Annotated in this window: 19 protein-coding genes; 18 read left to right on the top strand and 1 reads right to left on the bottom strand. The window is 70.4% G+C overall.

The annotated features are described in order from the left end of the window. Positions 1 to 257: 257 nt before the first annotated feature. The 17 genes from ACGFIO_RS26830 (at position 258) to ACGFIO_RS26750 (ending at position 18,856) form a co-directional block, all read left to right on the top strand. Positions 258 to 1,586, top strand: a complete 1,329-nt coding sequence (locus ACGFIO_RS26830) for an NAD(P)/FAD-dependent oxidoreductase (RefSeq protein ID WP_392829690.1) — start codon at positions 258 to 260, stop codon at positions 1,584 to 1,586. Between the two features lie 120 nt (positions 1,587 to 1,706). Then, entirely contained in the window at positions 1,707 to 4,019 is a 2,313-nt protein-coding gene (locus ACGFIO_RS26825; protein WP_392829689.1) for a putative bifunctional diguanylate cyclase/phosphodiesterase, read from the top strand. 9 nt (positions 4,020 to 4,028) lie between these two features. Beyond that, entirely contained in the window at positions 4,029 to 4,517 is a 489-nt protein-coding gene (locus ACGFIO_RS26820) for a hypothetical protein (protein WP_392829687.1), read from the top strand. After that, entirely contained in the window at positions 4,514 to 5,392 is an 879-nt protein-coding gene (locus ACGFIO_RS26815) for a hypothetical protein (protein ID WP_392829686.1), read from the top strand. Before ACGFIO_RS26820 ends, ACGFIO_RS26815 begins: the two co-directional genes overlap by 4 nt. A gap of 12 nt (positions 5,393 to 5,404) precedes the next feature. Further along, positions 5,405 to 6,184, top strand: a complete 780-nt coding sequence (locus tag ACGFIO_RS26810; RefSeq protein WP_392829684.1) for a hypothetical protein — start codon at positions 5,405 to 5,407, stop codon at positions 6,182 to 6,184. A 243-nt stretch (positions 6,185 to 6,427) separates the two neighbouring features. Next, complete coding sequence (locus ACGFIO_RS26805; protein WP_392829682.1) at positions 6,428 to 7,345, top strand: sugar phosphate isomerase/epimerase family protein; 918 nt, start codon at positions 6,428 to 6,430, stop codon at positions 7,343 to 7,345. Further along, positions 7,345 to 9,411: a PQQ-dependent sugar dehydrogenase gene (locus ACGFIO_RS26800; RefSeq protein WP_392829680.1), complete on the top strand. Its 2,067-nt coding sequence runs from the start codon at positions 7,345 to 7,347 to the stop codon at positions 9,409 to 9,411. Before ACGFIO_RS26805 ends, ACGFIO_RS26800 begins: the two co-directional genes overlap by 1 nt. 176 nt (positions 9,412 to 9,587) lie before the next feature. Next, positions 9,588 to 10,772 carry an anion permease gene (locus ACGFIO_RS26795; RefSeq protein WP_392829679.1) on the top strand — a complete coding sequence of 395 codons (1,185 nt, stop codon included), beginning with the start codon at positions 9,588 to 9,590 and terminating at the stop codon, positions 10,770 to 10,772. Between the two features lie 12 nt (positions 10,773 to 10,784). After that, positions 10,785 to 11,036: a hypothetical protein gene (locus ACGFIO_RS26790; RefSeq protein ID WP_392829677.1), complete on the top strand. Its 252-nt coding sequence runs from the start codon at positions 10,785 to 10,787 to the stop codon at positions 11,034 to 11,036. A 120-nt stretch (positions 11,037 to 11,156) separates the two neighbouring features. Then, entirely contained in the window at positions 11,157 to 12,806 is a 1,650-nt protein-coding gene (locus ACGFIO_RS26785; protein WP_392829675.1) for a tannase/feruloyl esterase family alpha/beta hydrolase, read from the top strand. Further along, positions 12,803 to 13,567, top strand: coding sequence for an ABC transporter ATP-binding protein (locus tag ACGFIO_RS26780; protein WP_392829674.1), 765 nt, complete (start codon positions 12,803 to 12,805; stop codon positions 13,565 to 13,567). Before ACGFIO_RS26785 ends, ACGFIO_RS26780 begins: the two co-directional genes overlap by 4 nt. Then, positions 13,560 to 14,252: an ABC transporter ATP-binding protein gene (locus ACGFIO_RS26775; protein ID WP_392829672.1), complete on the top strand. Its 693-nt coding sequence runs from the start codon at positions 13,560 to 13,562 to the stop codon at positions 14,250 to 14,252. The genes ACGFIO_RS26780 and ACGFIO_RS26775 overlap by 8 nt, the downstream gene beginning before the upstream one ends. 37 nt (positions 14,253 to 14,289) lie before the next feature. Further along, entirely contained in the window at positions 14,290 to 15,540 is a 1,251-nt protein-coding gene (locus ACGFIO_RS26770) for an ABC transporter substrate-binding protein (protein ID WP_392829670.1), read from the top strand. Next, positions 15,537 to 16,409 (top strand): branched-chain amino acid ABC transporter permease, encoded by an 873-nt coding sequence (locus tag ACGFIO_RS26765; protein WP_392829668.1) that lies wholly within the window; start codon positions 15,537 to 15,539, stop codon positions 16,407 to 16,409. The genes ACGFIO_RS26770 and ACGFIO_RS26765 overlap by 4 nt, the downstream gene beginning before the upstream one ends. Beyond that, on the top strand, positions 16,406 to 17,434 hold the full coding sequence (locus tag ACGFIO_RS26760; RefSeq protein WP_392829666.1) for a branched-chain amino acid ABC transporter permease: 1,029 nt from the start codon (positions 16,406 to 16,408) through the stop codon (positions 17,432 to 17,434). The genes ACGFIO_RS26765 and ACGFIO_RS26760 overlap by 4 nt, the downstream gene beginning before the upstream one ends. A 47-nt stretch (positions 17,435 to 17,481) precedes the next feature. Further along, on the top strand, positions 17,482 to 18,117 hold the full coding sequence (locus ACGFIO_RS26755) for a TetR/AcrR family transcriptional regulator (RefSeq protein WP_392829664.1): 636 nt from the start codon (positions 17,482 to 17,484) through the stop codon (positions 18,115 to 18,117). Position 18,118: 1 nt separating this feature from the next. Next, positions 18,119 to 18,856 (top strand): SDR family oxidoreductase, encoded by a 738-nt coding sequence (locus tag ACGFIO_RS26750; RefSeq protein ID WP_392829663.1) that lies wholly within the window; start codon positions 18,119 to 18,121, stop codon positions 18,854 to 18,856. Here ACGFIO_RS26750 and ACGFIO_RS26745 read toward each other — a convergent pair. After that, positions 18,853 to 19,242, bottom strand: a complete 390-nt coding sequence (locus ACGFIO_RS26745; protein ID WP_392829661.1) for a hypothetical protein — start codon at positions 19,240 to 19,242, stop codon at positions 18,853 to 18,855. The two genes, ACGFIO_RS26750 and ACGFIO_RS26745, sit on opposite strands and share 4 nt — an antisense overlap. Before the next feature lie 324 nt (positions 19,243 to 19,566). Between ACGFIO_RS26745 and ACGFIO_RS26740 the strand changes: the two genes are divergently transcribed. Next, the gene (locus ACGFIO_RS26740; protein WP_392829659.1) at positions 19,567 to 20,688 is read left to right on the top strand and encodes a glycerophosphodiester phosphodiesterase; all 1,122 of its coding nucleotides are present in this window, start codon (positions 19,567 to 19,569) and stop codon (positions 20,686 to 20,688) included. Positions 20,689 to 20,698: the final 10 nt, after the last annotated feature.

Here is a 20,698-nt window from a genome sequence, read left to right as displayed (position 1 = left end):
GAGCCGCATCCTGCCCGAAATTCCGGGCCGCGGAAAAGGTTCTCCGGTCGAGATCGTCGATGAGCTGGGCGGAGAGCTGCCGGGTTACCCCCAACTGCCGGCGGTACGCGCGGAGCTGCTCGATCGCCGCGGCCGTGGCGACGAGGCGGCCGCCGAGCTCGAACGCGCCGCGCGTATCACCCGCAATGTCGCCGAGCAGCGACTTTCCGTCGGCGGGCAGACCGCATCACGAGCAGGTCTTAGGGCATGCTGGGCTAATGCCTCATCGCGTAGTCATCGTCGGCGCCGGGTTCGGCGGGCTGTTCGCCGCCAAGTCGCTGCGCCGTGCCGATGTCGAGATCACGCTGATCAACGGCACCGCTTACCATCTGTTCCAGCCGCTGCTCTACCAGGTGGCGACCGGCATCCTGTCCGAGGGCGAGATCGCGCCGCCGATCCGCGAGATCCTCCGGCGCCAGGACAACGTGGACGTGCGGCTGGGCTGGGTGTCGGCCGTCGACCCGGCGGCCCGGAAGGTCGGCGTCGAGGCGCCGGGCATCGACTACGAGGTCGAGTACGACACGCTGATCGTCGCCGCCGGCGCCTCCCAGTCGTACTTCGGCAACGACGGCTTCGCCGATCACGCCCCGGGCATGAAGAGCATCGACGACGCGCTGGAGCTGCGGGCCCGCATCTTCGGCGCGTTCGAGCTGGCCGACCTGCAGACCGACCCCGCGGCGATCGACCGCTGGCTGACCTTCGTGGTGGTCGGTGCCGGCCCGACCGGGGTCGAGATGGCCGGCCAGATCGCCGAGCTGGCCCACCGCACCCTGCCGGGGCAGTACAAGCACATCGACCCGCGCCGGGCCCGGGTGATCCTGATCGACGCGGTCGACCGGGTGCTGCCGTCCTTCGGCGACCAGCTGTCCACCCGCGCCCTGCAGCAGCTGCACCTGATGGGCGTCGAGGCCGAGCTGAAGACCAGGGTGGTCGGGGTCGACGCCACCGGCATCGAGGTGGAGACCGACCGCGGGCACGAGCGGATCGAGTCGATGACCAAGATGTGGGCGGCTGGCGTGGCCGCTCCGCCGCTGTCCCGGCAGCTGGCCGAGGCCACCGGCGCGCCGGCCGACCGGGCCGGGCGGATCCAGGTCAACCCCGATCTGACCGTGCCGGGGCACCCGGAGATCTTCGCCGTCGGCGACATGGCCGCGCTCGACCAGCTGCCGGGGGTGGCTCAGGTGGCGATCCAGGGCGGGCGGTACGCGGCCGGCCAGATCAAGCGCCGGCTGGCGGGGCAGGAACCGGCCGGCCCGTTCCGCTACTTCGACAAGGGCAGCATGGCCACGATCAGCCGCTTCCACGCGGTGGCCAGCGTCGGGAAGCTGCGGTTCTCGGGCTTCGTGGGGTGGCTGATGTGGCTGGCGGTGCACCTGCTCTACCTGGTCGGCTTCAAGAACCGGGTGACCGCGGTGCTGCACTGGGCGGTCAGTTTCCTGGGGCGGGGCCGCTCCGAGCGGGTGTCGACGTTCCAGCAGGCGTTCGCCCGGGCCGCGGTGCGCGAGTATGGTGACCCGTTCGACCGGGAACGGTCACGCAGTGCGTAACCGCTCATGACGCTACGCGGTGTGACCATTTGACCGATGCGGGCATATTCACCTTTGCCTAGCGTGTCGACCATGGGCGGGACTCCTACGAATTCGGGCCGTCCCGCCGATCTTCTGGACATGGTCCTAGACGCGCGGGCGCCGATTCGTCATGTCCTGACGACCCTCGGCCTCGTGCTGGCGGGCACGGTCTGGTTCGTCCTGTTCCGGCTCGGGCTGGCCGGCCCGGCCTGGCCGGTCTACTGGCTGCTGCCGGTCAGTGGCACGGTCGCGACGTACGCCATCGTCCGGATGACGCACCAGGTGACGCTGGTGCCCGAGGTGCGCCGCTTCTGGGCCCGCATCGCCATCGCCTGCGCCTCGGTCTCCACCGGCTACACCCTGCTGGCCGTGGACGTGAGCCGGAACTCGATCGGCAACCGGCCGCCGCCGATCGGCCCGATCGCCGCCAGCTTCATCGGCCTCGGTCTCGGCATGGCCATCTGGGCGGTCGCCTCGGTGCCGATGGGCCGCCCGCGCGGCTCGCAGTGGCGGCTGCTGCTGGACCGGTCGATCGCCTTCTTCGGCCTGGCCGCCCTGCTCTGGCACTTCTGCGTGGCGCCGATGCTCGACGCCGTCGACCCGTGGAGCGACGCCGGCATCGCGTTGGTCGCCCTGGCCTGCCTGCTCGCCATGGGCGGCGTGGCCAAGGTCTCGTACGTGGCCGGCGGCCCGGTCGACCGCACCGCGGTCCGGCTGGTCGCCGCGGTCGGCCTGACCGCGGCCGTGATGGCCATGCTGGCCGTGCAGATGGGCTGGGGCGGCGACGTGCCCGGCCAGGCCATCGTCCTACCGGTCGCGCCGCTGCTGCTGGCGCTGGCCGTACGCTCCCAGTGGCAGGCCGCGCTGACCCCGCCCAGCGCGCCCGAGCGGCCGGCCGGTTCGCTGCTGCCGTACCTCGCCGTCGGTTCGGTGGCGATCACCCTGACCGCGGTCGCGACCGGGAACATGAGCTGGACCGACCGCCTCGCGATGCTGCTCGCGGTGCTTGTCGGCCTGCTGGTCACCGCCCGTCTGGGGGTCGGTTTCCGGGACAACGCCCGGCTGCTGGCCGAGCGGCAGCAGTCCGAGGAGCAGCTGCAGCACGAGGTCACCCACGACGGGCTGACCGGGCTGGCCAACCGGGCCCTGTTCCGCGACCGGCTCGCCGCCGAACTGCGGGTCCGCGACGCGGTGTCGGTGCTGATCGTCGACCTGGACGACTTCAAGACCGTGAACGACTCGCTCGGGCACGCGGTCGGCGACCGGCTGCTGGTCTCGGTGGCCGAGGCGTTGCGGACCGCGGTCGGGGGCGACGGGCTGCCCGCCCGGCTCGGCGGCGACGAGTTCGCGGTGCTGGTCTGCGACCGCCCCGAACTCGGCACGCACGTGGCCCAGCGGGTGCTCGACGCGCTCGGCCGCCCGCTCGGCCCGGACCGCCTGCTGGTGCAGGCCAGCATCGGCGTGACCACAGCGGCCAAGGGCACCACGCTGGACATCGCGTTGCGCCAGGCCGACGTGGCCATGTACGCGGCCAAGCAGCGCGGCAAGGCCGGCTTCGTGGCGTACACCCCGGGCATGGAAAAGCCGATCCTCACGCACATCCAGCTCGGTGGCGAGCTCCGGCGCGCCCTGGACGCCGGTGAGTTCCGGATCCACTATCAGCCGTTGATGCGCCTCGAGGACCGGATCGTGATCGGGGTGGAGGCCCTGGTCCGCTGGCAGCACCCGACCCGTGGCCTGGTGCCGCCGGGCGAGTTCATCCCGGCCGCCGAGCGCACCGGCCTGATCGTGCCGCTGGGCCGCTGGGTGCTGCGGGAGAGCCTGCGCCAGTTCGCGGCCTGGCTGGCCGAGTTCGGGCCGGACACGATCCAGAAGCTCGGCCCGAACGTCTCGGCCCGGCAGCTGCACGACCCGGACTTCGTCGGCGACGTGCGCGAGGCGCTGGCGGAGAGCGGGGTGCCGGCCGAGCGGCTGGTGCTCGAGCTGACCGAGTCCGAGGTGCTGCGCGGCCGCCAGGTGCTGCTCGCCCTGCATGAGCTGCACGAGCTGGGCGTACGCCTGGCCCTGGACGACTTCGGCACCGGCGAGTCGTCGCTGAGCCTGCTGCGCGCGTTCCCGGCGTCGATCGTCAAGCTGGACAAGTCCTTCGTCGACGGGATCGAGGTCGACGACGGCGACCCGGCCGCGGCCGACGCCCGGCAGGCGGTGGCCCGCGCGGTCAGCCAGCTGGCCGGCGCCCTGCGGCTGGACACCGTGGCCGAGGGCATCGAGAACGCCGGGCAGGTGGCCAAGCTGCGGGAGCTCGGCTACACCCTGGGCCAGGGCTACCACCTGGCCAAGCCGATGCCGCCGGAGCAGATGCGCAAGCTGCTCCGCGCCCAGGCGAGCCGGCCGGTCGTGGCCGCCCCATAAAATGCCGGCATGGAGGCGGACGCGCTCACCGCATGGCTCGACCAGCTGATCTTCGGCGACCTGACCACCGACGAGGTGACCGCCCGGGTCATCGACGCCGTCGCCGAGTGGGGCGCCGGGCAGGGCTGGCGGGTCTACCGTCGCGCCCCGAGCGTGGTGACGTTGCCGCCGCCGATGGACAAGCAGCACTCGGTGGTCGACGTCGCCTTCGCCCGCACCGACGGCCCGCCGCTGGTCGTCGAGGTGGATCACTCCGACCGGACCCGTACGGTCGACAAGCTGCTGGCCGAGGCCGGGGCCGGGCGCATCGCGATCTGGGTCCGGTGGGGGAGCGGCCCGTTCCGGCCGCCGCCGATGCCGGTGCAGATGGCCACCCTGACCGTGACCCGTCGTTCCGGTCGGCGCTTCGCCCGCGCGCATGATCTGATACCCCCGGAACACGGCGCCGGCATCACCGCCGCGCACGAGATCACCATGCCGTTCGGGGAGACCACATGAGCGCTGAAGAGTCCTCGGCCCGTCTCGCCTGGCGGGTCACCGAGCCGCTGCACGCGATGATCTACTTCGCGCCGGAGGCGTTCGGCCGCTTCGCCGAGCTGGGCCTGAGCCCGATCGAGGGCTACTTCGCGTCCCGCGGCGGCGTTTTCGGGGTGACCGGTCCGGGCCCGATCATCGCCACCTTCTACAACTTCAACCCGCGTCTGGTCCGGCGGGCGGTCCCGGCGATCTGGGAGCGCACCACGCCCGCCGCCGCGCTGGCCGCCCAGATGGACGCGGCCGGCGAGGCCCTACGCCGCGGCCTGGGTGACGAGACCGTCGCCGGCCCCGAGGTGGCCGAGGCGGCCGAGCTGGCCGGCCGCGCCGCCGAGGGGGCGTGCGAGTTCCCGCAGGGCCGGCCGCTGTTCGCCGCGCACATCGGGATGCCCTGGCCGGACGAGCCGCACCTGCGGCTCTTCCACGCCCAGCGGCTGCTGCGGGAGTTCCGTGGCGACGGGCACGTCAGCGCGCTGCTGCAGGCCGGGATCAGCGGCGTCGAGTCGAACGTGCTGCAGGTGACGGCCGGGCGGTCGCCGCGGGTCTTCCTGCAGACCACCCGGGGCTGGCGGGACGAGGACTGGGACGCGGCGGTGGACTCCCTGCGTACCCGGGGATGGGTTGACGCCGAGAGCCTGACCGACGCCGGGCGCGACAAACTCGCCGAGCTCGAAGCGGTCACCGACCGGCTGGCCGAGCCCGGCTGGGCGGTGCTGACCGAGGCCGAGCGGCTGCGGCTGGCCGAGCTGACCCGGCCGCTGAGCCGCACGATCGTCAAGGCGGGCCTGCTCGACCCGATGAACCTGGTGAAAGCGGCACGAGGGACGGCCGGGGAGTAGCACCCTGGATGGGTGCACGCCGCCGGACAAACACCGCATCCTGCCGAGTGGTGGGCCCAGTTCCCGGAGGCCTCCGAGCGGTTCGACGCCGCGCTGGTGGTGGACGGTTTCGGTGATCTGCTGGTCCGGCGGATCGCCGCGCCACTGCTGCGGCAGGAGGCCAGGCTGGCCACCGACGTGGTCGTGCGCTGGCTGAACAAGCCCGGCAGCGGCGAGCTGGAGACGTGGGCGCATGCCGCGGCTGGGCGCCTGGCCGATACCGTGCGCCGGTTCAACGAGAGCGCGACCAGCACCGCCTCGACCGAGGAGGCCGAGATCCTCAGCGTGGTGCTGCGCGGGGACTACGCCGAGGCGGCGGCGGCGGCCGAGCCGATGGTCGGGTTCATGCCGCTGCTCCGGCTGTTCGTCACGTCGCTGCGGCTGGAGTATTTCGACATCCCGCTGACGCTCCGGCTGCTCGACGCCGGGCAGCACCCCGAGCAGGCGATCCGGTCCGGGTTCCTGATCGGCAAGTACGGCTGGTGGCCGTCCTGGCTGCTCAAGGTCGTCACCGAGCGGGCCCTGGCCGGCACGCTGGACCCGAGCACGATCAGCGCGCTGGACCGCTGCGCGTACGCCGAGCTGAGCCCGTTCCAGGCCCGCCTGGCCCGCCGCCTGCTCGACGGCGAAACCGATCTGATCGCGACGGCCGCCCAGCGTCTCGAGGGTCTGGGTGAGAAGGACGCAGCTCAACGGCTACGCGACGGCGATCTGGAGACAGTGGCCCTCGCCGCACGCCTGGTCCCGCTGTAACCCTTGCCCGACTCAGGCCGTGACTCGTCGTCCAGCCAGACTCTGGGCCTCGCCTCGCACTCGGCTGGACGACGAATCACGGCCTAAGCGCATTTCATTCTGCTTACCGGCGCTTAACTTTTGCATATTCTGACGAATCTTTGTCTCGTGACGGCCTTAACTTCCCGGTAACGTCCCCATTGCACATCGTCGATCTACGTACCCCGTGATCCTTGTCCACATCCGACCGGGGGAGGCTCCCTCATGCACGTCAGCCGTCGAAACTTATTGGGCGCCGCAGCCGCCGGCGCTGCCGCGATAGGCACGTCCACTGTGCTGTCCGAGCCCGCTTCGGCCAGCGGCGCCAGCGGCCGCGTGCCGCGCGATCACATCAGCGTGCAGCTGTACACCCTGCGCGACCAGCTCAACATCGACCTCGAGGCGAGCCTGGAGGAGCTCGCCGAGATCGGGTACACCCGGGTCGAGCACGCCGGCTTCGTCGGCCGCACCGCCGCCCAGTTCCGAGCCGCGCTGGACCACGCCGGCATCCGGGCCACCTCCGGCCACGTCGGCATCCCGCAGCCGTGGAACGCCGACGCCTGGAAGCGCTCGCTCTCCGACGCCGCCATCGTCGGCAACAAGTACATCGTGCACCCGTTCTTCGGCGTCGGCGCGAACGGGCCGGTCCGGGACGCGGCCGTGTACCGCGCGCTCGCCGCCGACCTGAACAAGGCGGGCGAGCTGGCCCGCCAGGCCGGGCTGCGCTTCGGCTACCACAACCACCACCTCGAGTTCGTCCGGCAGAACGGCACCGACCGCACCGGCTACGACATCCTCACCAGCCAGACCGACCCGCGGTACGTGCACTTCGAAGTGGACCTGTACTGGGCCTGGCGCGGTGCGCACGACCCGGTCGACCTGATCCACGCCAACCGCGGCCGGATCCGTCAGGTGCACGTCAAGGACCTCAAGGTCGACACCAGCAACTTCACCAACGCCCCGTTCGAGGACCCGGGCGTCGGCGTCATCGACTTCGAGCGCATCTTCCGGCTGGCCCAGGAGGCCGGCCTGGACGAGTACATCGTGGAGCGTGACGACGCGGGCAGCCCGCCGCGTACTCCCGAACAAGCTCTTGACACCGCCCGTGTGGGCTACGACTTCCTCAAGGGATTGCGGTTCTGATGCGAAAGCTTCTTGCCATGGCCGCGGTGGCCACCCTGGTCGCCGCCACCTTCTCGGCGCCGGCCAGTGCCGCCGCCGACGCGCCACCACCGGACTCCGACTTCCAGAAGGTCACCCTCGACGACTTCCCGGGCGAGCCGATCGCGCTGGCCGTGCTCCCGGACAAGCGCGTGCTGCACACCTCCCGTAAGGGCGACGTGCGCATCTACGAGCCACGGACCGGCCGCAACGTGCTGGCCGCGCGCATCCCGGTCTACCAGCACGACGAGGAGGGCGTGCAGGGCATCGCGGTCGACGCGAACTTCGCCTCGAACCACTGGGTCTACGTCTACTACTCGCCGGTGCTCGACACGCCGACCGACAACCCGGACACCCCGGGTGTCAACGAGGGTGACGCGCCCGAGAACGGCACCGCGGCCGACTTCGCGCCATTCCACGGTCACCTGCAGCTGTCCCGGTTCAAGCTCAAGGGCAACACCCTCGACCTGGCCACCGAGCAGCAGATCATGCAGGTGAACACCGACCGCGGCATCTGCTGCCACGTCGGCGGCAAGATCGATTTCGACAGTCAGGGCAACCTGTACCTGTCCACCGGTGACGACACCAACCCGTTCGCCTCCAGCGGGTACGCGCCGATCGACGAGCGGGCCGACCGCAACCCGGCGTTCGACGCGCAGCGCTCGGCCGGCAACACCAACGACCTGCGGGGCAAGATCCTGCGGATCAAGGTCAAGCCGGACGGCTCGTACGCGATCCCGAAGGGCAATCTCTTCGAGGCGGGCACCCCGAAGACCCGGCCCGAGATCTACGCGATGGGCCTGCGGAACCCGTTCCGGTTCACCGTCGACCCGAACACCGACGTGGTGTACGTCGGCGACTACTCGCCGGACGCCAACACCGACAACCCGTCGCGCGGTCCGGCCGGTCGCGGGCGCTGGATGGCCATCGACAAGCCGGCCAACTACGGCTGGCCGTACTGCGTGTCGCCGACTCTGCCCTACGTCGACTTCGACTTCGCCACCAACCGGTCGGGCCAGCCGTTCAACTGCGCTCAGCCGGTCAACGACTCGCCGCACAACACCGGCCTGCGCAACCTGCCGACGGTCGAGAAGGCGGAGATCATCTACGGATACGGGGCCAGCGCCGAATGGCCGCAGCTGGGCACCGGCGGCATCGGCCCGATGGGCGGACCGGCGTACGACTACGACCGCACCAACCGGTCGGAGACGGCCTGGCCGGCCTACTACGACGGCAAGCCGCTGCTGGGCGAGTGGACCCGCGACTGGGTCAAAGGTTTGACTTTGGACAATCGGAATCAAGTGGTCACTGTCGAGTCGGTGCTGCCCTCGTTCATCTTCGACAACCCGATGGACCTGGAGTTCGGCCCCGACGGCGCGCTCTACGTCCTGGAGTACGGGGACGGCTACTTCGCCGAGAACCCCGAGGCGCAGCTGGCCCGGATCGACTACGCGCCGAACAACAAGACACCGATCGTGAAGATCAACGCGGAGCCGACGGTCGGCTCGGCCCCCTTCACGGTGGCGTTCTCCAGCGCCGGCACGTACGACCCGGACGGCGACGACCTCACCTACGCGTGGGACTTCAACGCCGACGGCAAGGTCGACTCGCGCAAGGCGTACCCGAAGTACACGTACACGCAGAACGGTGACTACCGCGCCACCCTGAAGGTCACCGACTCGACCGGCCGCTCCGCCTCGGCGGAGTTCCCGCTGCACGTCGGCCCGGTCGCCCCGACCGTCCAGCTGACCACCGACCCGGCCGAGGGCGAGCCGTTCCACTTCGGCGACGTCGTCACCTACCAGGTCAACGTCACCGACGACACGGCCGTGAACTGCGCCAACGTCACGGTCACCTACATCCTGGGCCACGACCAGCACGGACACCCGCTCTCCACGGCGGCCGGCTGCAGCGGCTCGATCACCACGTTCATCCCGGCCGGCCACGAGGGCGCGGACAACCTGACCGCGGTCTTCGTCGCCGAGTACACCGACGCGGACGGCTCCACCGGCTCGGCCCAGGTGGTCCTGACCCCGACGGAGGAGTAGAGGTAAACGCCAGATGAGGGCCGGGTGTACGCCGCCCGGCCCTCGTTGCGTTGCGTGAGGCATTTGCACCGTGTGTGTCACCTAAAGGAAACATCAGGTTAACTGGCAGCGAACAGTCGTACCTCTCGCGTTCACGCTATGGATGAACGGGCCGCGCGCGGGTGAGACTCACCGCCGTGAGCCAAGAGTTCCTCATGTTGGTCCTGGTCGTCGTCGCCGCCCTCGGGTTCGACTTCACCAACGGCTTCCACGACACCGCCAACGCGATGGCCACCTCCATCGCCACCAAGGCGCTCGGGCCGCGTACCGCCGTAGCCCTGGCCGGCCTGCTCAACCTGGCCGGCGCCTTCCTCTCGGTCGAGGTCGCCCTGACCGTCACCAACGCGGTGGTGAGGATCCAGGACTCCTCGGGCGCCCCGAAGCCTGAGCTGCTGGCCCACGGGGGTGGCGCGCTCCTGCTCATCGTGCTGGCCGGGCTGGTCGGCGGGATCGTCTGGAACCTGCTCACCTGGCTGCTCGGCCTGCCCTCGAGCAGTTCGCACGCCCTGTTCGGCGGCCTGATCGGGGCGACCGTGGCCGGCCTCGGCTGGGTCGGCGTCAACACCGACGGGCTGGTCGCCAAGGTCCTCATGCCGGCCGTGCTGTCCCCGCTGATCGCCGGCGTGGTCGCGGCGACCGGCGCCTGGGCGGTCCGCCGGATCACCGCCGGCCTCGCCCGCCACCACACCGGATCGGGCTTCCGCTGGGGCCAGATCGGCAGCGCCTCCCTGGTCTCGCTGGCCCACGGCACCAACGACGCCCAGAAGACGATGGGCGTGATCACGCTGGCCCTGATCGCCGCCGGGCACTGGACGGACACCGGCGCGGTGCCGTTCTGGGTCAAGGTCGCCTGTGCCCTGGCCATCGCCCTGGGCACCTATGTCGGCGGCTGGCGCATCATCCGCACCCTGGGCAAGGGCATCGCCGACATCACCCCGGAGCACGGCATGGCCGCCCAATCCGCCTCCGCCGCGGTGATCCTGGCCTCCAGTCACCTCGGCTTCGCGCTGAGCACCACCCACGTGGCCACCGGCTCGATCATCGGGGCCGGCGTCGGTCGCCCGAACGCCGGGGTCCGCTGGCCGGTGGCCGCCCGCATGGTCGCCGCCTGGCTCGTCACCCTCCCGGCGGCCGGCCTGGTCGGCGCGGCCATGTGGTGGCTGGGTCACCTGATCGGCGGCGCGGGCGGAGCCCTGCTGATCTTCGCGCTCCTGCTGCTCGCCTCGGCCGCCATGTACGTACGCTCCCGCCGCCGCCCGGTCGGCGAGCACAACGTCAACGAGGACTGGGAGCCGGCGGCTCCGGTCCCGGCCGTTCACTGAGGAACCCGCGCCATGCACAACGTGACCCTCGCCCTGGACAGCGCCTGGCGTGTCCTTCTGGTCTGCCTGCTGTTCGGTGCCGGCCTTCCGGCCCTGTTCGCCGCGGGCATCCGCGTCCTGGCCCGGCCGGCCCGTCCCCTCGCCTACGCCTGCTTCACCGTGGTCCTGCTCGGTGTGGCGCTGGGCATCACCCTCATCGTGGCGTCGGGCTTCGGGCAGGCCCTGTCCTTCGAGCACGTCTACCCGACGCTCACCGACAAATAGATCCCTCTCGCATTCCACTGTGGGGCCTTGTGGTCATGTGTGACCCATGGCACAGTGGGTGGCACTGAGTGCCGTCAATATCTGGATTGGCGGCACAGCGTGCTGTCCGGGAGGTTCGTCATGAGTGGACGATCGAAGTGGATTCCGGCCGGCCTGACTCTCGCCCTCGCTGCGGTGAGCGCGGTGAACCTCGGGCCCGCGCCCGCTGCCGCCACGGCGGGCGCGGGCCCGAGATGCGCGGAGCTGGTCGCCGCGGCGGTCCCGGCCGCGGCGATCAGCCTGCCCACCCGGGGCGGCCGGGTCGAGTCGGCCGCCCTGGTCACTCAGGTCGTGAGTGGACGGGCGGTCGAGTTCTGCGACATCCGCGCCGACCTCTTCCCGGTCGACCGGGCGGCTCCGGACATCAAGATGCGTCTCGCCCTGCCGGTCGGCTGGAACCACGACACGATGATGTTCGGCGGCGGCGGCTTCAACGGCACCATCCCCGACATCGCCATGAACGTGCCGTTCGGCCGCATCGACCAGCCGACCCCGCTGGCCCGGGGCTACGCCACCTACGCCAGCGACTCCGGTCACCAGGCCGGCCCCACCGGAGCGCTGGACGGATCGTTCGGCCTGAACGACGAGGCCCTGCGGAACTTCTCGGCCGGCGACGCGCTCCGCAAGACCCACGACGCCGCCATGTACCTTCTCCGTCGCGGCTACGGCACCGGGCCCCACCGGCGCTACTTCGCCGGCGGTTCGACCGGCGGCCGTGAGGCTCTGGTCGTCGCGCAGAGGTGGCCGGACGTCTTCGACGGCGTCATCTCCGCGTACCCGGCCTGGAACAACATGGCCGAGATCCTCTTCCTCGGACACCTCACGAACCTGATGGCCCGCCCTGGCGCCTACCCCGGGCCGGAGAAGCAGACCCTCCTCTACAACAGCGCCATCGCGGCCTGCGACGGGCGCGACGGCGTCCAGGACAAGATCGTCTCGAACGTGGACGGGTGCACCTACGACCCGAGGAAGCTGCGCTGCCCCGGCGGCGCCGACACCGGGCCGACCTGCCTGTCGGACCTCCAGATCGCCACGGTGATCGCCGCATCCACGCCGCTGTACTGGCCATACCGCATCGCCAGCGGCGAACGCCACTACCCGGGGTTCCCCCTGCTGTCCGGGGCGGACATGCGGACGCCCTACCTCGGCTTCGGAACCACGCCGCCGGCCAATCCGATGCCGGTGACCAGCGGGTTCGGCCCCCAGTACTGGGATCAGTGGGTGAAGTACTTCCTGACCAGGGACCCCGGCCAGAACTCGCTCGAGATCGACGCGCTCCGGCCGGGCCGGTGGCTCCCCCGGATCAGCTACCTCTCCACCATCCAGGACCGCAACAACGCCGACCTGCGACCCTTCGCCCGGTCCGGCGGACGCCTGATCCTGATGCACGGCGCGGCCGACGAGCTCGTCTCCCACCGCTCCACCAACGACTACTACCGGCGCGTGCAGGCCACCGTCGGGGTCCGGCAAACGAACGAGTTCATGCGGTACTACGTCGCGCCGGGCGCCAACCACGCCAACTTCCCGGCCCCCGCGTTCGCCGCCACCTGGGACTCGCTCACCGCCCTGGAGCAGTGGGTCGAGAGCGGCCGGGCGCCGGTCGCGCCGGTGGCGCAGGACCCCCGCGACGGCCGGACCCGCCCGCTGTGCGAGTACCCCCGCTGGCCCCGGTACCGCACCGGCGATCCGAACCAGGCTCAGAGCTTCGACTGTGTGAAGGGGGCGGTGTGACGGCGAACGGCCGGGTGGCGGTACGCACGAACGCGTTGACCAAGGTGTTCCGGGGCTTCCGGGCGGTCGACTCGGTGGATCTGGAGGTACGCGAGGGCAGCGTGCACGCGCTCGTCGGCCCCAACGGCGCGGGCAAGACCACACTGTTCAACCTGCTGACCGGTTTCCTGGCACCGACCGCCGGAACGATCGCGGTGTTCGGCGAGGACGTCACCGGCCAGCCACCCGAACGGGTCGCACGGCGCGGTGTGGCCCGGTCGTTCCAGATCACCAGCCTGTTCGAGACCCTGACCAGCCGCGAGCACGTCGAACTGGCCCTGCAGGGACACGGCCGGCAGGGGTTCCGGTTCTGGCGGTCGGAGAAACTGCTCGGCCGCGACCGGGCCCGGGTCGACGAACTGCTCGAACAGGTCGGGCTGACGGCGCTGGCCGACAAACCGGTCGGGCTTCTCGCGTACGGGCAGAAGCGCGCTCTCGAACTGTCCCTGGTGCTGGCCCTCGACCCGCCGGTGATGCTGCTCGACGAGCCGACCGCCGGAATGGGTGTCGAGGACGTCGACCGTACCATCGACCTCGTCCGTCGCATCGCGGCCGGCCGCACCGTCGTCTTCGTCGACCACAACATGCACGTGGTCGGCAGCCTGGCCGACCGGGTCACAGTGCTGCAGCAGGGCAAGATCCTGGCCGAAGGCGGGTACGACGAGGTCCGCACCGACGAGCGGGTGATCACCGCGTACCTGGGTGAGGCCGACCATGCTTGAGGTCACCGACCTGTCCGCGTGGTACGGCCAGGCCCAGGCCCTGCACAAAGTGGACCTGCGCGTGGGTGAGGGCGAGGTCGTCGCGCTGGCCGGCCGCAACGGCGCCGGCAAGACGACCCTGGTGCGCTGCCTGATCGGCCTGCACCGGCAGATCGACGGCGGCGTGCGCTTCCTCGGCCGCGACGTCACCCGCGTCCCGGCGCACCGCCGGGCCCGCGCCGGGATGGGCTGGGTCCAGGACGATCGCGGCATCTACGCCAGCCTCACCGTCGAGGAGAACCTGCTCCTGCCGCCCCGGGTCTCCGACCGGGCCTGGCCGCTGGGCCGCGTCTACGAGGCGTTCCCCGTGCTCGCCGCGCGCCGCAAGGCCCCCGGCACCACGCTGTCCGGGGGCGAGCAGCAGATGCTGGCCATCGCCCGGACGCTGCGAACCGGCGCCCGTCTGCTGCTGATGGACGAGCCCTCCGAGGGCCTGGCCCCGGTCATCGTGGCCCGGATCGGCGAGATCATCCGCGAGATCAAGGCCACCGGCGCCGGCGTGCTGCTCATCGAGCAGAACGTCAAGTTCGCCGCCACCGTGGCCGACCGGCACTACCTGCTCAGCCAGGGCCGGGTGGTCGAGAGCCTCGACAACGACGAATTCCAGCGGCGCGAAGGCGACCTGCTCAAGCACCTCGGCATCTGACCGATCTCGTCTCATCTCGGTAAGGAGAACCACCACCATGGAAACCAGGCGGTTGCGGGCCGGCGCCTCGGCCCTGACGGCTCTGCTGCTACTGGGCGCGTGCGGTGGCGGGGGCCCCGGCGGGTCGGGCGGCGACTTCTCCGGCGACAAGCTGGTGCTGGCCGTGGTCAACGACCAGTCCGGCATCTACAAGGACGCCTCCGGCCCCAACTCGGTCAAGGCGGTCAAGATGGCCGTCGCCGACTACCAGAAGAAGTACGGCGACAAGGCGGTCGTCAAGAAGATCGAGGTGACGTCGGCCGACCACCAGAACAAGCCCGACATCGCCAACACCAAGGCCTCGGAACTGTACGAACGCGGGGGAGCGGACGTCATCCTCGACGTGCCCACCTCGTCGGCCGCCCTGGCCGTGGCCAACCAGGCCAAGAGCCACAAGAAGCTGTTCCTCAACGTGAGCGCGGCGACCACCGCGCTGACCGGCGCCCAGTGCAACAAGTACACCTTCCACTGGGCGTACGACACGTACATGCTGGCCAACGGCACCGGCACCACGGTCACCGAGAACGGTGGCAAGAAGTGGAACATCATCTTCCCGGACTACGAGTTCGGACAGAACATGACCAAGTCGTTCACCACCGCGATCACCAAGGCGGGCGGCTCGGTCGGCACCACCATCCCGACACCGTTCCCGAACGAGAACTTCGCGACCTTCCTGACCAAGGCCGGCAGCACCAAGCCCGACGTGATCGGGACGATGCACGCCGGCGGTGACCTGATCAACCTGGTCAAGCAGTTCAACGAGTCCGGGCTGAAGGAACAGGGCATCGAGCTGGCCGTCGGGCTGATGCTGATCAACGACATCCACTCGCTCGGCGTCGACCAGTTCGCCGGCACCCTGTTCACCGACGCCTGGTACTGGAACATGGACGCCGAGGCGCGGGCCTGGGCCGACCGGTTCAAGGCCGAGACCGGCACCCGGCCGAGCTTCGAGCACGCCGGCAACTACTCCGCGGCGCTGCAATACCTGGAGGCGGTCCAGGCGGCCGGTACCGACAACGCCGACAAGGTCGCCGCCCAGCTCGAGGGCAAGAAGCTCAACGACGTGTTCCTGCGCAACGGCGAGATCCGCGCCCAGGACCACCTGGTCATCCACGACGCCTACCTGGCCCGGGTCAAGAAGCCGGCCGACGTTAAGGAGGACTGGGACTACGAGGAGATCGTGACCAAGATCCCGGCGGCGAAGGCGTTCCCGCCGGCCGAGGCGTCCGGCTGCACGATGAAGCCATGAGCGCGGTTCTCCAGTACGCCGTACAGGGCTTGGCCGCCGGCAGCTTCTACGCGTTGGCGGCCCTGGGCCTGGCGGTCATCTTCGGAGTCCTGGGCGTGGTCAACTTCGCCCACGGCGCGTTCTACATGCTCGGTGCGGTCGGTGCGGCCGTCCTGCTCGACTCGTTCGACCTCGCGCTGTGGTGGTCGCTGCTGCTCGTACCGGTGCTGATGTTCGCCTTCGGCCTGGTGGTCGAGCGGTTGCTCGTACAGTGGCTGCTCCGGCTCGACCCGCTCTACAACCTGCTGCTGACCTTCGGCCTCACGCTGGTCCTGGTCGAGCTGGTCAAGCAGCGGTACGGCGTCTCCGGGCTGCCGTACCGGCTGCCGGGCCCGCTGCAGGGCCGGATCCACCTGGGCGGCATCGTCCTGCCGCGCTACCAGCTGTTCGTCCTGCTGTTCTCGGTGGCCGTCTGCGTGCTCGTCTGGCTGATGATGACGCGTACCCGGGTCGGCATGATCGTCCGCGCGTCGACCGAGAAGCCGGAGCTGGCCCGGGCCCTGGGCGTCAACGTGAGCCGCTGGGTCGCCCCGGTCTTCGGCTTCGGTGTCGCGCTGGCCGGCCTGGCCGGGGTGCTCGCCGCACCGTTCCGGGCGATCACCGCCGACATGGGCAACAACTTCGCCATCATCCTGTTCGCGGTGGTGGTGATCGGCGGACTCGGGTCGATCGTCGGCGCCGTGGTGGCCGGATTCTTGGTCGGCCTGGTCGAGGCGTTCGGGCAGGCGTACGCGCCGACCTTCGCCCAGATTCTGATCTTCGTCCTGATGGCCCTGGTCATCCTGGTCCGGCCGGCCGGGCTGTTCGGAAGCAAGGAGGCGGTGGCATGACGCAGTCGGCGGTGGCCGAGGCCCCGGTGACCGAGGCGGACCCACCGGTGACCGGCAACCGGCGGCGGTGGATCCTGCTGGCCGTCGGGCTGATCGCGGCGCTCGGCCTGCCCTGGTTCGTCTACCCGCCGGTGGCCATGGACATCGTCGCCATGGCGCTGTTCGCGATCGCCCTGGACCTGTTGCTCGGCTTCACCGGGCTGCTGTCGTTCGGGCACGCCGCGTTCTGGGGCAGCTCGGCCTACGTGACCGGCCTGATCGCCACGCACTACGGTGTGCCGTTCCCGATGGCGGTGATCGGCGGCGCGGTGTTCGCGATGATCCTCGCCCTGCCGGTCGGGTACGTGTCGGTACGCCGGTCCGGCATCTACTTCGCGATGGTCACCCTGGCCTTCGGGCAGATGGTCTACTTCATCGGCTACCAGTGGAGCGACCTGACCGGCGGCGAGAACGGGCTGCAGGGGGTGCCCCGGACCTTCTTCGGCATCGACCTGATCGAGACCGAGTCGTTCTACTTCTACTACGCGGCGCTTCCGATCCTCCTGCTCGGCATGTGGGCGGCCTGGCGGATCGTGCACTCGCCGTTCGGCCGGGTCCTGGTCTCGATCCGCGACAACAGCCAGCGGGCCCGGGCGCTCGGCTACGAGGTGGAGAAGTACAAGGTCATCGCCTTCGTGCTGTCGGCCGGGCTGACCGGGCTGGCCGGCGGCGTGTTCGCCATCAACCACGGCTTCGTCGCGCTGACCGAGTTGCACTGGAGCACCTCGGGCGACGTCGTGCTGATGACCGTGCTCGGCGGTATCGGCACGCTGTGGGGCGGCATCGTGGGCGCGTTCCTGACCGTCATGCTCGCCGACTACCTCGCCTCGTCCGGCTTCCACGGCATCGACCTCATCACCGGCGCCGTCTTCGTGCTGGTAGTGCTGCTGTTCCGCCGGGGCGTCTGGGGTACGGTTCGGCACCGATGGATGGCCCGGCGGCTGCGCCGGCCGACGTCGAGTCAGGAGGGGACATCCAATCGGTGACGTCGCGGAAAATACTCGATACCAAGTACCGGATCTCGGAAACGGCCATGGCTCTGTTCCTCAAGGAGGGATACGCGAACGTCACCGTCGAAGCCGTCGCGGAAGCGTCCAGCGTGTCCCGCCGCACCGTTTTCCGGCATTTCGAGAGCAAGGACGAACTCGTCTTTCCCGACCACCCCGAACGCCTCGGGCTGGTCCAGCGGTGTCTGGCCGAGGCCCCGCCCGGAACTGATCCGGTCGATGCCGTCATCGCCGCCACAGAAGAGTCCCTGCGCGAGTTCGTCAGCCGCCCCGATCTCGTCCTGCGGCGCTACAAACTGACGCGGGTCGTGCCCGAACTGCGGAAACGTGAGGTCGTCGAGCACGAGCGGTACGTCGCCCTGACCCGGTCGTACCTGCGCGAACACCTCCCACCGGACGCCCCGCCGTTCCAGTCGATGGCCATCGCCGCCCTCATCGACGCGATCCACCGGTCGGCGCTGGGCAACTGGGTCCGCTCCGGCAGCACCACCGATCCCATCGCCGAACTGGCGGCCGGAATGGAATGGGTACGCGGGCTCATGGACCACCAATCGACCTATTCGACCTCTCCGCTGCTTCTCGCGGTGCTACCGGACTCGCCGCGTACCCGGCGGGTCCTGACCTCCCTGAAAGAGGGGGCGGAGGAATTGCGAGGAGCGTGAGTTGCCGAATCTGACATTCGACTTCGCCGGCCGGACCGCGATCGTGACCGGGGCGGCGCGCGGGCTCGGGCTGGAGTTCGCCCGCCTCTTCCACCGGTCCGGGGCGACGGTCTTCCTCGTCGACGCCGACGCCGACGAGGTGGCGCGGGCGGCCGGCGAGTTGGGCGCGACCGGCGTCGCCGTCGACGTCACCAGCAGCGAGGCCGTCGAGGCCCTGGTCGAGCAGGTGGTCACCGCCACCGGCCGGCTTGACATCGTGGTCAACAACGCCGGCATCCTCCGCGACCGCCGCCTGTGGAAGCTGTCCGACCAGGACTGGACCGACGTGCTGGACGTCCACCTGGGTGGAACGTTCCGGCTCACCCGGGCCGCGGTTCCGGTGTTCCGGCGGCAGAGCTACGGTCGGGTGCTCAACGTGACGTCGTACACGGGTCTGCGCGGCAACATCGGCCAGGCCAACTACGGCGCGGCCAAGGCCGGCATCATCGGCTTCACCAAGACTGCGGCCAAGGAACTCGCGGCGTTCGGGGTCACCGTCAACGCGATCTCGCCCAACGCCGAAACCCGCATGATCGACTCGATCCCGGCCGAGAAACGCCAGGAACTCGAGGCGGCCATCCCGCTCGGCCGGTTCGCCGCGCCCAGCGAGATCGCCGCGTCCACCGCCTTCCTCGCTTCCGAGGAGGCCGGTTACATCACCGGGGTCGTCCTCCCGGTGGACGGCGGCATCTCGATCTAGCGCGAGTTCTGGGCCTTGCGGTAGAGCGCCTCGGCCTCGGGCGACAGCCACTGGTAGCCACTCAGGGCGGCCAGCACCTTGTCCGGTTCGCCGGGCAGGTTGTCCAGCGTCTTCCGGTGGGCGGCGGCCTGGTCGGGTGGCGCGGCCTCGAGCGCTCCGAGCTCGGTTCCGATCGCCTCGTCGAGGTAGGCCTGGCCCTGGTCGGAGAGGTCGCCCGGCGCGGATGCGGGTGGCTCGGTGTCCGGTCCGTCGTTGTCCGGCGGCTCGGGCGCCTCGCTGGCCGGGGCCACACTCGCCGGCACGGACGGCGCCGGGGTCTCCTTCCTCTCCGTTCCGCAACCGGCCAGCACGAGGACGACAGCGACGAGACAAGCAACGCGAACCATCCCGCCATACTGCCTGTTCGAGACCAACCACGACCCGATGGGTACGGGCACAGCAGAGTCATGTCCCCGCTCCGCGAGCTGCGCGGTCCGTCCAGGCCGGGCCGCGACCGCCGGGCGTGAGCGGGCCGTTCCGCTGTGACTCTGACAATTTTCGGATCAGTCACGTGCGGGTCACCTGGACGTCGGATCGATCACCTTGGCTCGCGGACGGCACCCGCTCGTTACCCGGCTTCTGCTTGTCACCCGTTCTGCCCATCCCGCACTGTTCGTTGTCCGCTTCTGTTCGTTGCCCGTTTTGTTCGTCACGTCCCAAGGAGGACCATCGTGGCCGATCGCCGTCAGGTGTTGCGGCTGGGGGCGCTCGCCGCCGCCGCGCCCGCCGTTACCGCCGCCCTGCCCAGCACCGTGGCCGAGGCCGCGGACAGCCGTTCGGCCGGCGCCGGGGCGAGCACCGGGCGGAAGGGGCGCACCGGGATCGTGGTCGGACACCGCGGGGCGTCCGGCTACCGACCCGAGCACACCCTCGCGTCGTACGAGCTGGCCGCCCGGACGGGCGCCGACTTCATCGAGCCCGACCTCGTCTCCACCAGGGACGGGGTGCTTGTCGCGCGGCACGAGCCGGAGATCGGCGGGACGACCGACGTGGCGTCGCGGCCCGAGTTCGCCGGGCGGCAGCGCACCGTGGTGCTCGACGGTGTGCCGGTCACCGGCTGGTTCACCCACGACTTCACGCTGGCCGAGCTCAAGACGCTGCGGGCGACCGAGCGCATCCCAGCCGTACGCCAGGAGAACACGCTGTTCAACGGACTGTTTCAGATTCCCACCCTCAACGAGGTCCTCGCCCTGCGCGAGCGCCTGTCCCGGGAGCTGCGCCGGGAGATCGGCGTCTTCCCGGAGACCAAGCACCCGACCTACTTCCGGGCGCTCGGGCTCAGCCTGGAGCCGAACCTGGTCCGGGCGCTGCGCAACCACGGCCTGGACCGGGCCGGCGCGCCCGTCTACATCCAGTCCTTCGAGGCCGGCAACCTGATCGACCTGCGCCGGGTGCACAAGGTCAAGGCGCCGCTGGTGTTCCTGACCAGTGCCAGCGGCAGCCCGTTCGGTGACTCGAGGACGTACGCCGACTATCTCACCCCGGCCGGCCTGGCCGACCTGTCCCGCTGGATCGACGGCATCGGCCCCGACAAGACGCAGATCATCCCGGCCACCCCCGCCGACGCCCAGCCGACCCCGCTGATCGCCAACGCGCACGCGGCCGGCCTCAACGTGATCCCCTACACCTTCCGCGCCGAGAACCAGTTCCTCCCGCCGCACCTGCGCGTCGGCACCGACCCCGCCGCGTGGGGCAAGGCCATCGACGAGCAGATCGCCTTCTGGCGGGCCGGCGTCGACGGACTCTTCACCGACCAGGCCGACATCGGCGTTCTGGCCCGTTCCCTGGTCTGACCGGCGTTTC

Origin of the sequence: Actinoplanes sp. NPDC049265, from assembly GCF_043197135.1 — a bacterium.
Taxonomy (GTDB): domain Bacteria; phylum Actinomycetota; class Actinomycetes; order Mycobacteriales; family Micromonosporaceae; genus Actinoplanes.
The sequence above is the reverse complement of the archived record's forward strand: the minus strand, read 5'-3'. Positions and strand labels throughout refer to the sequence as shown.

What these genes read in the sequence shown, in the direction of transcription:
- ACGFIO_RS26830 (WP_392829690.1), top strand. Translation starts at nt 258, where the DNA reads ATGCCTCATCGCGTAGTCATCGTCGGCGCCGGGTTCGGCGGGCTGTTC.
- ACGFIO_RS26825 (WP_392829689.1), top strand. Translation starts at nt 1,707, where the DNA reads ATGGTCCTAGACGCGCGGGCGCCGATTCGTCATGTCCTGACGACCCTC.
- ACGFIO_RS26820 (WP_392829687.1), top strand. Translation starts at nt 4,029, where the DNA reads ATGGAGGCGGACGCGCTCACCGCATGGCTCGACCAGCTGATCTTCGGC.
- ACGFIO_RS26815 (WP_392829686.1), top strand. Translation starts at nt 4,514, where the DNA reads ATGAGCGCTGAAGAGTCCTCGGCCCGTCTCGCCTGGCGGGTCACCGAG.
- ACGFIO_RS26805 (WP_392829682.1), top strand. Translation starts at nt 6,428, where the DNA reads ATGCACGTCAGCCGTCGAAACTTATTGGGCGCCGCAGCCGCCGGCGCT.
- ACGFIO_RS26800 (WP_392829680.1), top strand. Translation starts at nt 7,345, where the DNA reads ATGCGAAAGCTTCTTGCCATGGCCGCGGTGGCCACCCTGGTCGCCGCC.
- ACGFIO_RS26790 (WP_392829677.1), top strand. Translation starts at nt 10,785, where the DNA reads ATGCACAACGTGACCCTCGCCCTGGACAGCGCCTGGCGTGTCCTTCTG.
- ACGFIO_RS26785 (WP_392829675.1), top strand. Translation starts at nt 11,157, where the DNA reads ATGAGTGGACGATCGAAGTGGATTCCGGCCGGCCTGACTCTCGCCCTC.
- ACGFIO_RS26775 (WP_392829672.1), top strand. Translation starts at nt 13,560, where the DNA reads ATGCTTGAGGTCACCGACCTGTCCGCGTGGTACGGCCAGGCCCAGGCC.
- ACGFIO_RS26770 (WP_392829670.1), top strand. Translation starts at nt 14,290, where the DNA reads ATGGAAACCAGGCGGTTGCGGGCCGGCGCCTCGGCCCTGACGGCTCTG.
- ACGFIO_RS26765 (WP_392829668.1), top strand. Translation starts at nt 15,537, where the DNA reads ATGAGCGCGGTTCTCCAGTACGCCGTACAGGGCTTGGCCGCCGGCAGC.
- ACGFIO_RS26760 (WP_392829666.1), top strand. Translation starts at nt 16,406, where the DNA reads ATGACGCAGTCGGCGGTGGCCGAGGCCCCGGTGACCGAGGCGGACCCA.
- ACGFIO_RS26755 (WP_392829664.1), top strand. Translation starts at nt 17,482, where the DNA reads ATGGCTCTGTTCCTCAAGGAGGGATACGCGAACGTCACCGTCGAAGCC.
- ACGFIO_RS26745 (WP_392829661.1), bottom strand. Translation starts at nt 19,242, where the DNA reads ATGGTTCGCGTTGCTTGTCTCGTCGCTGTCGTCCTCGTGCTGGCCGGT.